The sequence below is a fragment of the Nocardia pseudovaccinii NBRC 100343 genome (genome assembly GCF_001613225.1).
GTDB lineage: Bacteria > Actinomycetota > Actinomycetes > Mycobacteriales > Mycobacteriaceae > Nocardia > Nocardia pseudovaccinii.
In genome coordinates, this window is record NZ_BDBY01000145.1 from 1 (window position 1) to 11,467 (window position 11,467).

Consider the following 11,467-nt stretch of genomic DNA (forward strand, 5'->3'; position numbering starts at 1 on the left):
TACGCCGCACCGGCTGTGGCGGGATCGGTTGGGAGCAGGGTCATGAAGCGGGTCAGATAGTCGACCGGGATCACCGGCACGAAGGTGTGCGAGTTGCCCGGCAGTGCCGCCGCCGCGCCTTGCCAAATCTCTTTCAAGCTCGCCGCGAGGCCCAATTGCTGATCGGATTCGCCGGTGCTGCTCGGCCCGATGACGGTGGGCGGGTTGACGATCGACCATGGCACGCCGAGTTCATCGGCGGCGGCCTGGAATACCGCATCGCTTTCCACCTTCGATGCCTCATAAGCGCCCAGCAGGCGATGGGTTCGTTCCACCCGCTCCGGGCTCCACGGAACGGTGGCCGGGTCCTGACCGCCGACGCGGTAGCCGGAAACGTATACGAGCCGGGACAGCTGTGGCAGCCGGGCGGCGAAGGACGCCACCGAGCGGACGCTGTCGACATTGCCGTGCCGCGCCTCGTCCTTCGTCATCCCGAATCGGTAAGCGCCGGCGCAGTTGTAGATCTCGGTGACATCCGCCCACGCCGAATCCTCGTTCTGGACAAAGGGATCGGCGTCGAAGTCGACAATCAGCTCGGCCGGAGCCGTCCGGCACCCGTGATCGGCCAACCATGCCGCAAGCTGCGTGAACGATTCTCTGCTGCGCACCGCGGCAGTGACGCGGACCCCGGCCTGCTCCAAGGTGCGGATCAAATTGCGACCGATAAAGCCGGTGGCGCCGAATACGAGCGCGTGGCGAGTGGTCATCACGCCACCGCCCCTGGCTGGTCGAGCAGGGCCGCCAGCAGCTGTGCCGTGCTGTGCAACGGCTCCACATCGCGTTTGGCGCGCGCCATGATCACCGCGCCCTCGACCGCGCTGACCGTCGCCGTCGCCAGCGTGCGTGCCGCCGCTTCCGAATGCCCTGCCGCGACCAGGTATTCACGCACCGGCCCGATCCACGATTCGAAGGCCGCCGCGCACACGGCCCGCAGTCGTTCGCTGTGCGCGCCCATCTCCAACGTGACCACCGAAACCGGGCAACCGAGCTGAAAATCGCTGTCCGCGACCAACCTGGCCAGCACCTCCACAACCCGCCGGATCACCTCCCCCGGGGAGGCCCCGGCCCCCGCCGTCTCGTCCAGCAAGCTCCGGAACCGTTCGGCCGCCAACTCGATCGCCTTCTCCCCGAGCTGCTCCTTCCCCTCCGGAAAGTGGAAGTACAACGACCCTTTCGGCGCTCCCGCATGGTTCACGACCGTGTTCAACCCCGTACCGCTATACCCCCGAGCCTGGATCAACTCCAGCATCGACTCCACCAACTGCCCACTCGTCTGAGCACCTTTGGACGTAACCATGAACCCAGAATAGACCGGTCTATATATTTTGCAAGCCGCGTGCGAATCGGCCTCGCCAACCGCCGCGGCGACGTCATCACGAGCCCTGAAGCGGCCGTCCAGGGTCATGCTTGCGCGCTGTCCTCGGCGAGAACTTCATGCGGCGGGATCGGTTCGGGCGCGGCCACTTGCCGCGGCAGCAGGAAGGGCGTGGCGAGCAGGAGAACTCCGGCCAGCGCAATTGCCGTACGCGGGCTGGTGAGTTGTGCCAGCAGACCCCACGTCACGGTGATTGCCGCGATGCTGATGCTGCTGGTGATCGACCACGCGGCGAGGACCCGGGCGTGCCGATCGGTTTCGGTGTTGTTCAACCGGTAGGCGGCGAAGACCGCGTTGAAAATGCTGATGCAGATGATGAGCCCGAACTCGGTGACCATCACGATCACCAGCCCGGCCGGGCCCGGCCGGATGAACGCCAGCCCGAGCGGCCAGCAGGCACGTACCGCGCCGAAGACCCGCAGCACCGTCTGTTCGCCGAGGCGGGACGCGATGTGGCGAGCGAGTCGTGACCCGATCAGGCCACCGATACACGGAATAGCGAAGGCCAGTCCGTACTCCCAGACCGGGAAATGCAGGTGCGCGAGCATCAGCACCGACAACAGCGGCTCCCCGGCCATGATCAGCCCGTTGACCAGCATGGTGTTGACGAAGAACCGACGCAGCGTGTGGTGGGCGAGGATGTAGCGCCACCCCTCGACGATGTCGCTCGACCGGCGCGTTCGGGTCTTCCGCAGCGGCGGTGGCTGCTCGGGTTCCCTGATCGCGGTGATGCCGAGCGCCGAGAGCAGGTAGCTCACCGCATCGATGACAACGGTGGTCACCGGACCGAGCAGCCCGATAGCCGCGCCGCCCACCGGCGGTCCGATAACCGTGGCCGACCAGGTGGTGGACTCGAAACGACTGGTGGCCACGAGAAGTCCGTCGGCGGGGACGACGGTCTTCAGGTATGCGCCACTGGCCGCGGTGAACGCGATCTTCGCTGTCGCGGTGACGATGGAGACCACCAAGAGTTGCGCGAAGGACAATCCACCCAGGCAGTAGGCGAGCGGTATGGATGCCAGCGCTGCGAAGCGGATCAGGTCCGTGGCGATCATGACCGGTCGTTTGGCGCGAAACTCCATCCACGGCCCGAGCGGAACCGCCAGCAGTGCGCCGATCGCCAGCCCGGCAGCCGACAAGGTCGCCACTTCCGCCGCAGTGGCGTTCAGCACGGTGATGGCGACCACCGAAAATGCTCCGAACCCGAGTCCGGACCCGTAGGCGCTGACCGCGTACGCGGCCCACAGCCACCCGAACGTCCGACCCGGTTTCGCGCTACGCCACATATTCCGCACTCCCTCTGTTGTCGGGGAGATTGAAGCCGGTCGATGGGTGCTGTCACCAACAACGAATCGAGCGGAGTGTCACAACTTTTCGTTGTGGGAGTAGGTTTTCGCTGGTGGATCTCGATGCGGTTCGTACCTTCGTCGCGGTTGCCGAGACCGGCCAGTTCCAAGCCGCTGCCGACGATCTGCGAATCACCCAGCAGGCCGCGTCGAAACGAGTAGCCACGCTGGAGCGAGAACTCGGCGTTCGGCTTTTCGCGCGGATCGCAAGGGGTGTACGGCTCACCGTCGACGGGCAGGCATTGCTACCGCATGCCCGCGAACTACTCCGTGCCGCCGAACGCGCGACCGCGGCCGTGACTCCGGGGCGCAGGGCCCTTCGGATCGACGTCGTGGCCCGCAGGATCGCGCCGTCCACCATCCTGCACGCCTTCTACCAGCAACATCCCGATATAGAACTCGATGTCGTCACCTTGACCAACTTCGACGCGGAGTCGGCGCTGGCCGAAATCAGCGCGGGCACCATCGACGCCACCTTCAGATCCCTGCGACACCTCGAAGTCCCGAGTGGACTCCGGGCGTCCCGTGTCATCGACGATCGACACGAACTGCTCGTCGGTCCACGGCATCCACTGGCGCACGCCAAGACGGTGACACCGGCCGAACTCACCGATCACCCGATCTGGATGCTCGGCATGTCCGACGCCGAACCTGTCGGCTACTACAACGATTTGGCGACCGAGTTCGGACTGAACATCGTCACGATCGGCCCGAGCTTCGGCATCGAAGCGCTCCTCGCCGAACTCGCGGATTCCACCCAACTCGCCACCTTCGTCGGCGAAGGTTCCCGATACCTCTGGCCGGAAAGCTACGACCTGCGCCGCATCCCCGTCGTCGACCCGACCCCGGTCTACCCACTTTCGGTGATCTGGCGAGCGGACAATGCACATCCCGTCCTCGCGAACTTCCTCGAGTACCTGCACACCAGATACCAGACGACTTTCGGCGACGACGTATGGACTCCGGACTGGGCGCCCTATCCGAAGAAGTCGCACAGGTGAGCTGCGACCAGATCGGGCTGTTCCTCGGCGAGATAGTGCCCGCTGTCGGGGATTTCGATGGCGAGCACGTCGGATGCTCGCTCGGCGAGACTGTCGAGGATGTCGGTGTGGCCCGGAAAGTACAGTGCGGCAACGGGTATCGTAAGTTTCGCGTATGTCCGGCCGTCCTCGATGTCCTGGGTGAAACTCTGATACCAGCCGTTGGCGGCGCGGATCGACTCGGGACGCGAATAGGCGCGTGCGTACACCGCACGGGACTGTTCGTCGATGGCGTCGGGATTGCGCAGATTTCGATGGCACAGATAGTCGACCAGGTGCCTGCCGCGTCCGGCCAGGAGCTGTTCGGGTAGTTCGGCGACCTGATTGAAGGCGAACCACCATCTCTGCCGGGCCCGTTCCGCGGGGGCGGGCAGCAGGCGGAAGTCGTAGAGCCGATCATCGGGATGCGGCTCCTCCAGCAGCGCCAGCCTGCGCACGGTCTCCGGATGGTTGGCCGCGAGGCTGAAGGCCACCATCGAGCCGATGTCGTGCCCGGCGACGTCGACCGTCGAATAGCCGAGATGCCGGACCAGTTGGTGGATATCCTCGGCCATCGTCTTCTTGTCGTAACCGTGGTCCGGAGTATCCGAGGAGCCCATACCGCGCAGGTCGACGGCGATGACCCGGTGCCGCCGCGCGAGCAACGGCATGATCTTGCGGGCCTGCCACCAGGTTTGCGGCCACCCCGGCAGAAGTATCACCGGCGAGCCCGTCCCGCCCGCGACGTAGTGCAGCCGAATGCCGTTGATCTGGGCATGGTGGCTGCGGAAGTCTCCCGAGAGTGACTGTGCCAGTTGTGCATCCGTGATTCCGTCGGTCATATGAACCACTTTAACCGGTGCCCTTTTGAACCGGTCGAAGTGGTTCCATACACTGGGCGCGTGCCGCTATTTCGTGAAGGATCCGGTCGAATCTGCCTCGACTATGTGCGGACGTTGCGCCACCGCGGCTCGCCCGCCGAGGCCGAGGAGTTGACCGATCCGGCGGCGCTGACGGCTTGGGTTGCGCAATTCGGCCCCTGGGACCGAGTCGCCGCGACACCTGACATTCGCGCCGTCGAGTCCGCGCGAACGTTGCGGGAGGCCATCTTTCGTGTGGTCGACCTGGCCCGCACAACCAAGGGCCCGGTACATCCGACCGACCGGGACCGCGCCGTCATCAACAAGGCGGCGAGCGAACATGTTCCGATCCCGAGTCTCGACCGGCGCGGGGAATTGCGGTGGACCGCGCCCGACCCGATCGCGGCGGTCCTGGCGACAGTCGCCCGGGACGCACTGGATCTGGTCACCTCGCCGACCGCCGCCCGAATACGGCGGTGCGCGGGCGAAAGCTGCCAGGCCTACTTCGTCGACCTGTCCCGCCCGGGAAACCGACGCTGGTGCTCGATGGATACCTGCGGCAATCGCGCCAAGAAGCGAAACCTGCGGGCCCGGGAGACATCGGCGTAGCAGCGGCACGGCTATGGCCCAACCGAATTCGGCTGGCACTGCGGGGCGCGGTGACCCTGGGACTGCCGGATCGACCAACTCACCACCGCCGCCGACCCTCGCTGAGGCCCCGGCACGTTCGGCACCGCCACACTCGCTGACCCGGATCCTCCAGTCCGGACCGTAACCGGCAAGGGGGTCACTAAGGTGCCAGGAAGTCGGTGAGCAGCGGGAGCAGTGCCGGTAGCCCGTCTACCGGAACGATGTGGCCGCAGTCGGAGATCACCGCCTCGGCCAGATCGTCGGTGCAGGACCGCAGCTGCCGGGCGAGGGTGTCGCCGACCGGATGCGCCCCGACGGCCAGTGTCGGCATCCGCAATCGGGTTGTGGCGGTGGCCTTCTCGATCTGGCGGGTGCTCTCGGGCAGTGCGCGGTAGTGCGCGAAGGCGGCGCGCAAGGCGTCGGAGCCGGTGTAGGCGGCGACGAATGCGGCGCGCAGTTGCGCGGGCACACCGCGGCCGCGCGTGCCCGCGGTCAGAAACCAATCGATATAGGAGTCCTCATGCCCGGTGAGCACCGACTCGGCCAGGCCCGGGACGGCGTGGAAGCCGAACCACCAGGGCGGCCCGTCGCGCAGGAAATCCTCGGCCCCGGGTAACCGGCCCAGAATCGCCTCCATGAGCACCAGGCGCCGGACCCGATCCGGGCGATGCATCGCGGCCAGGAACGCCGGAACGGCGCCGAGATCGAAACCGACGATATCCGCGCGGGTTTCGCCCAGGGCGTCCAGCACGGCAATCGCATCCATGGCCAGATTCCCGGCGTCGTAACCGCTTTCCGGCCGGGTGGTCGCACCCAGCCCGCGTAAATCGGGCGCGATCACCCGATACGTCCCCGCGAGTCCGTCCAGCACACCCCGCCACACCTGCCAGGTGTGCGGGAACCCGTGCAGCAACAGGACCGCAGGACCCGCCCCGGCGACCGCGACGTTCATGTCGATCCCGTTCGCCGCGACCCTGCGCAGTGCGATGTCGGCGCTCATCTCCACCTCGAAGCTGGTAACCATCAGTGACCACATCACGGTAGGTAACCTGGTTGGATCGGCCAAGACGGCACTTTCGACTCAGGTGGTGAGGTCCAGGTGACTACCCGGCGCGGAGATCTGTTCGATCCGGCCTGTCCGACTCGGCAACTGCTGGACCGGATCGGCTCCAAATGGGTATCGATGGTGGTGAAAATCCTCGCGGCGGCGGACCCACCCGAGGTGCGCTTCGCCGATCTACGCCGCCGCATCCCGGGCATCTCCCAGAAGATGCTGTCGGTCACCCTCGGGCAACTGGTGCGCGACGGCCTGGTCGCCCGCCGCGTCGACCCCACGGTCCCGCCCCAGGTCCACTATCGCCTCACCGAACTCGGTATGTCCCTGGAGGTTCCGCTCGCAGCGCTACGGGAATGGGCCGAGCAGCACATGCCCGCCATCCCCGACCGCCCCCCCAGCTGATCGGTGATCCGCTGGGGCCGTCACGACATCCGAACTGGCGACTCCCGAGAAACTACAGCATGGGTTTCAGCCACGGGCCATGTCGACAAACCGAGACAGATGCAACTGGTGTGCGACAGTAATAGTCGCTGTCGGACCATTACGGTGTTTACCGACAATCAAGTCCGCCTCACCGCCGCGCGGGTCGTCTCTTTCGAATGCGTCCGGTCGATGCAACAGAATGACCATATCCGCATCCTGCTCGAGCGATCCGGATTCGCGCAGGTCGGACACCATGGGGCGCTTATCGGTTCGCTGTTCCGGACCACGGTTCAGCTGACTGATCGCGATTACCGGGACCTCGAGCTCCTTGGCGAGTAGTTTCAGGTTTCGCGAGAAATCCGAGACTTCCTGCTGCCGGGATTCGACCTTTTTACCCGAGGTCATCAGCTGAAGGTAGTCCACCACAACGAGTTTCAGGTCGTGGCGTTGCTTCAGCCGCCGCGCCTTGGCGCGAATCTCCATCATGGTGAGATTGGGCGAATCATCGACGAACAGTGGCGCTTCACTGATCTCACTCATCCGCCGCGCCAGCTTCGTCCAGTCGTCGTCACTCATCCGACCCGACCGCATATCACCCAGTTTGATCTTCGCCTCCGCCGAAAGCAGCCGCATCACAATCTCGGTCCGGCTCATCTCCAGCGAAAAAATAACGCTCGCCAACCCATGCTTGATCGAGCAACTCCGCATGAAATCCATACCGAGCGTGGACTTGCCGACGCCGGGGCGGGCGGCGACGATGATCATTTGGCCGGGGTGCAGGCCGTTGGTGAGTTCATCGAGTTCGGTGAAGCCGGTGGGGACGCCGAGGGAGATGCCGCCGCGGGAGGCGATGGAGTCGATTTCGTCCATCGTCGGCTGCAGGAGTTCCTCGAGGGGGAGGAAGTCTTCGGTGGTCCGGCGTTCGGTGACCTCGTAGACCTCGGCCTGGGCGCGGTCGACCACCTCGGCGATGTCCTGGCCGTCGGCGCCCGCGTAGCCGTATTGGACGATGCGGGTGCCTGCCTCGACGAGGCGGCGCAGAATCGCCTTCTCGGCAACGATTTCGGCGTAGTAGCCCGCATTGGCGGCGGTGGGGACGGTTTGGGTGAGGGTGACCAGATAGGGCGGGCCGCCGATGCGCTTGAGTTCGCCGCGGCGGTCCAGACCCGCGGCCACTGTGACCGGGTCGGCGGGTTCGCCGCGGCCGTAGAGATCGAGAATGGTGTCATAGACCGCTTGGTGGGCGGGGCGGTAGAAATCGCCGGGGCGCAGCACCTCGACCACGTCGGCGATCGCATCCTTGCTCAGCAGCATGCCGCCGAGCACGGACTGCTCGGCCGCCATATCGTGCGGAGGCTGCCTGCCGAAGTCCTCACCGGGCGGTTCGGGCGGATAGTCCGTATGCCCGCGGTCATCGGTGGTGGTCACCAGACTCGACCGTCCTCTCTCGCCACTTGCAGGCCGCTCGAAAACGCCTACCCGCCGACCCTATTGATCACTCGTTGTACTCCCGGGCTCCGACACATTCGGCAGCGCGCCGCGGTCGAGTGACCTCATGCGAGGGTCTCACCTGCGGTTCCAGCAAACCGCCGCGACTGGTGTCGAATCATGTCGTTCCGGGTGGTGCGTGCATGATGTTGCGACGAACCTAGGCGACCCGGTGGGCAGTCGCCAAACCGCAATGTGCACACACCTGTGGATAAGTTGTGGACTGTTTACCTGGTGTTGTGCACCCCCTGTGTACAACTTGGGGAAAACCCAGGTCACACCGTTCAAACACGCTGATAGATATCGATTTCTTGATCTATCCACGTGTGGATGAATCAAGTGCGGCGTGTCGGTCTAGTTGAACAGCCGGGCGTGTTGTAGGTAAACAACGCGTTCCACGGCTATGGCGTAGATCACATTGCGTCCGGTTGGTTTTCTTGGCGATCCACAAGCCGAATAACCGATGGTAGAGCCGATAGCAGCCGGGTGCCGAGAATGGTCCAGATCACCGTTTCGACCTTTTCGCAAACAATTGGCTATTTCGGCGAAAGGCGCAACTCACCCGGGCCCGACCAATATGGGATCGATGCCGCACAGTCGAAAGCCACCCTTGTGCCGGAACACAAGAGTGGCCTTCGAATGAACTCAGTTCGCCGCGACCTGCAGGTCGAACTTCGCGACGACATCGGGGTGCAGGTGCACCACGACGATGTGCTTGCCGACCGACTTGATATGCGACTTCGGCAGCTCGATGCTGCGCTTGTCGACGACCGGCCCGCCAGCCGTCTTGATGGCGGCGGCGACGTCGGACTGGGTGACCGAACCGAACAGCTTGCCGGTGCCAGCGGTCTTGACCGACAGCGAAACCGCCGCCAAGCCCTCGATGGCTTGCTTCAGCTCGTTGGCGTGGTCCAGGTCGCGCACCTTGCGCGCGTCCTGCGCCCGACGGATGCCTTCGACCTGCTTCTGCGCGCCACGGGTGGCCACGATCGCCAGGCCGCGCGGCAGCAGATAGTTGCGGCCGTAGCCGTCCTTGACCTCCACGGTGTCACCGGGGGCACCGAGGTTGTCCACATCAGCAGTAAGAATCAACTTCATTGCGATGCCTCCCTTCTCAGCGAGCCGTCGACACGTAGGGCAGCAGGGCCACCTCACGCGAGTTCTTCACGGCAACGGCGACGTCGCGCTGGTGCTGCACGCAGTTGCCGGTGACCCGGCGAGCGCGGATCTTGCCGCGATCACTGACGTACTTCCGCAGCAGGGCGGTGTCCTTGTAATCGATATTGACGGTGCCGGACTTGGCTTCCTTGCAGAAGGTGCAAGCCTTCTTCTTCAGCACCTTTTCGCGCGCGGGCGCTTTAGGCATGGTTACTCCGTAATCAATGATGGCCCAATGTCATTCAGGCCGATGTGAGCCGTTCTCAGAACGGCGGTTCGTCGTCTACGCGGCCGCCCCCGAAGGAGCCCGCCGCGGGTGCGCTGCCCCACGGGTCGTCGTCGGCGCCGCCGGAACGGCTGCCGCCACCACCACCGGCCGGAGCGAAGTTGCCACCGCCGCCACCCGAACCGAAGCCGCCGCCGCCCCCGCCGCCGCGACTGGCCTTGGCGACCTTCGCGGTGGCGTAGCGCAGCGAGGGACCGACCTCGTCGACCTCGAGCTCGACGACCGTGCGCTTCTCACCCTCGCGGGTTTCGTAGGAGCGCTGCTTCAGTCGTCCGCTCACGATCACACGGGCGCCTCGGGTCAGGCTTTCGGCGACATTCTCCGCAGCTTCACGCCAGATGTTGCAGCGCAGGAAAAGCGCTTCGCCGTCTTTCCATTCATTCGAATTACGGTCGAACACGCGGGGAGTCGATGCGACGGTGAAATTCGCCACCGCAGCGCCCGCGGGCGTGAATCGAAGTTCGGGATCGGCCGTCAAGTTTCCGATGACGGTGATGACCGTGTCGCCTGCCATGTGGTTCCTCCTGCTCGGTATGCAGTCCGCAGTGCACTCGCTTTTGCGCTAGAGCCTAGAGACAGGCACCGACGCAATCGAGAATCACTTGCCGTGGCGCAGAACCTTGGTGCGCAGCACCGACTCGTTGAGACCCAGCTGGCGGTCGAGCTCGCTCACCGTGGCGGGCTCGGCGGTCAGATCGACCACGGCGTAGATGCCTTCGGCCTGCTTCGCGATCTCATAGGCGAGCCGGCGGCGGCCCCAGATGTCGACCTTGTCGACCTTGCCGCCATCGGTCTTGACGACGCTCAGCATGTTGTCCAGCGACGGACCAACAGTGCGCTCGTCCAGGCTCGGATCGAGGATGACCATCACTTCGTAATGACGCACGGACCAATCACCTCCTGTGGACTAGGAAACGGCCACGGACGGTCCGTGGCAGGAGGGTCGTTGCGTCAGCAACCCGACAAGGCTACATGAACGCCCGTTGAGCAGCGAAATCGATGTCTGAGCCGGTGCCCGTATGGTCATTGGTGGGGGGAAGCACGGGCGTCGTCGCACGGTGCGGCCTAGGGTGGTGCCCATGCCGACCGGACTCGCCACCCGCGACAGGATCGTCGGGGGAGTGACGCGCAGCGCGGCCTTGGCCGCGGTGGTGGTGTTGCTGTGCGGGCTCACGTTGGCGCTCGCGTACGCGAACAAGGCGCGGTGCGCGGGTGCGCCGTTCGCCGAGAACGGTCGCAGCGCGGTTTTCGATGTGATCAAGGATTCGGATGTCTGTTATTCCGATATCCAATTCCTGTGGCTCGGTCGCGATATCGATCAGCACGTCTTTCCGTACATCGACGGCGGTATCACCGCTGACGGCACGCTGACCGGTGGCGCGGTCGAATATCCGGTGCTCAGCGGCGTGCTGATGTGGCTCGGTGCGGTCGGCGCCGATAACGACGCGGAATTCCTGCTGCATTCGGCATTGCTGTTGGCGCCGTTCGCCTTGTTGACGGCTTGGCTGCTGGTCCGGCTGGCCGGGCGGGCGGCGCTGCTGTGGGCGGCAGGCCCGCCGCTGGTGCTCTACGCATTCCACAACTGGGAGCTGCCCGTGGTCTGCACGGCGGTCGCCGCGGTGTACGTGGTGACCGCGCTGACCCGATATTCGTTGCGTACCAGGGGAATTCTTGCCGCTGTGCTGCTCGGTATCGGGTTCTGTCTCAAGCTGTATCCGGGCATCTTCGTGCTGCCGTTGCTGGCTTATGTGCTCACCGGCGGTCAGCGCGATATGGATGATCCGAC

At 65.0% G+C, this 11,467-nt stretch carries 14 protein-coding genes; 4 read left to right on the forward strand and 10 right to left on the reverse strand.

Going from position 1 to position 11,467, the window contains the following annotated elements; translation table 11 throughout:
• The 3 genes from NP3_RS17490 to NP3_RS17500 form a co-directional block, all read right to left on the reverse strand.
• Positions 1 to 746: SDR family oxidoreductase (locus NP3_RS17490; protein WP_157124371.1), on the reverse strand; the 746-nt coding region annotated here is incomplete at its 3' end.
• Positions 746 to 1,336, reverse strand: coding sequence for a TetR/AcrR family transcriptional regulator (locus NP3_RS17495; RefSeq protein WP_063824803.1), 591 nt, complete (start codon positions 1,334 to 1,336; stop codon positions 746 to 748). The genes NP3_RS17495 and NP3_RS17490, both read right to left, overlap by 1 nt.
• 104 nt (positions 1,337 to 1,440) lie before the next feature.
• Positions 1,441 to 2,700 (reverse strand): MFS transporter, encoded by a 1,260-nt coding sequence (locus NP3_RS17500; protein ID WP_063042635.1) that lies wholly within the window; start codon positions 2,698 to 2,700, stop codon positions 1,441 to 1,443.
• Positions 2,701 to 2,813: 113 nt separating this feature from the next.
• Between NP3_RS17500 and NP3_RS17505 the strand changes: the two genes are divergently transcribed.
• Positions 2,814 to 3,761 (forward strand): LysR family transcriptional regulator, encoded by a 948-nt coding sequence (locus NP3_RS17505; RefSeq protein WP_063042621.1) that lies wholly within the window; start codon positions 2,814 to 2,816, stop codon positions 3,759 to 3,761.
• Here NP3_RS17505 and NP3_RS17510 read toward each other — a convergent pair.
• The gene (locus NP3_RS17510; RefSeq protein ID WP_063042623.1) at positions 3,737 to 4,621 is read right to left on the reverse strand and encodes an alpha/beta fold hydrolase; all 885 of its coding nucleotides are present in this window, start codon (positions 4,619 to 4,621) and stop codon (positions 3,737 to 3,739) included. The genes NP3_RS17505 and NP3_RS17510 overlap by 25 nt on opposite strands.
• Positions 4,622 to 4,681: 60 nt before the next feature.
• Between NP3_RS17510 and NP3_RS17515 the strand changes: the two genes are divergently transcribed.
• Positions 4,682 to 5,248 (forward strand): CGNR zinc finger domain-containing protein, encoded by a 567-nt coding sequence (locus NP3_RS17515; RefSeq protein ID WP_063042624.1) that lies wholly within the window; start codon positions 4,682 to 4,684, stop codon positions 5,246 to 5,248.
• A gap of 181 nt (positions 5,249 to 5,429) precedes the next feature.
• Here the strand turns inward: NP3_RS17515 and NP3_RS17520 are convergent, their stop codons facing one another.
• Entirely contained in the window at positions 5,430 to 6,293 is an 864-nt protein-coding gene (locus tag NP3_RS17520; RefSeq protein ID WP_063042638.1) for an alpha/beta fold hydrolase, read from the reverse strand.
• Positions 6,294 to 6,368: 75 nt separating this feature from the next.
• Here NP3_RS17520 and NP3_RS17525 point away from each other — a divergent pair, with 75 nt between their 5' ends.
• On the forward strand, positions 6,369 to 6,728 hold the full coding sequence (locus NP3_RS17525; RefSeq protein WP_063042627.1) for a winged helix-turn-helix transcriptional regulator: 360 nt from the start codon (positions 6,369 to 6,371) through the stop codon (positions 6,726 to 6,728).
• Positions 6,729 to 6,794: 66 nt separating this feature from the next.
• Here the strand turns inward: NP3_RS17525 and dnaB are convergent, their stop codons facing one another.
• From dnaB to rpsF, 5 genes are all read right to left on the reverse strand, one after another.
• Positions 6,795 to 8,177 (reverse strand): replicative DNA helicase, encoded by a 1,383-nt coding sequence (gene dnaB / locus NP3_RS17530; RefSeq protein WP_063042630.1) that lies wholly within the window; start codon positions 8,175 to 8,177, stop codon positions 6,795 to 6,797.
• Positions 8,178 to 8,882: 705 nt separating this feature from the next.
• Positions 8,883 to 9,335: a 50S ribosomal protein L9 gene (rplI, locus tag NP3_RS17535; protein ID WP_063042632.1), complete on the reverse strand. Its 453-nt coding sequence runs from the start codon at positions 9,333 to 9,335 to the stop codon at positions 8,883 to 8,885.
• A gap of 16 nt (positions 9,336 to 9,351) precedes the next feature.
• Positions 9,352 to 9,603, reverse strand: a complete 252-nt coding sequence (rpsR, locus tag NP3_RS17540) for a 30S ribosomal protein S18 (RefSeq protein ID WP_040697505.1) — start codon at positions 9,601 to 9,603, stop codon at positions 9,352 to 9,354.
• Positions 9,604 to 9,658: 55 nt separating this feature from the next.
• The gene (locus NP3_RS17545; protein ID WP_040697503.1) at positions 9,659 to 10,195 is read right to left on the reverse strand and encodes a single-stranded DNA-binding protein; all 537 of its coding nucleotides are present in this window, start codon (positions 10,193 to 10,195) and stop codon (positions 9,659 to 9,661) included.
• Between the two features lie 84 nt (positions 10,196 to 10,279).
• The gene (gene rpsF / locus NP3_RS17550; RefSeq protein ID WP_040697500.1) at positions 10,280 to 10,567 is read right to left on the reverse strand and encodes a 30S ribosomal protein S6; all 288 of its coding nucleotides are present in this window, start codon (positions 10,565 to 10,567) and stop codon (positions 10,280 to 10,282) included.
• Between the two features lie 193 nt (positions 10,568 to 10,760).
• On the opposite strand from rpsF, the gene NP3_RS17555 reads away from it, so the two are divergent.
• Positions 10,761 to 11,467: glycosyltransferase family protein (locus tag NP3_RS17555; RefSeq protein WP_507762164.1), on the forward strand; the 707-nt coding region annotated here is incomplete at its 3' end.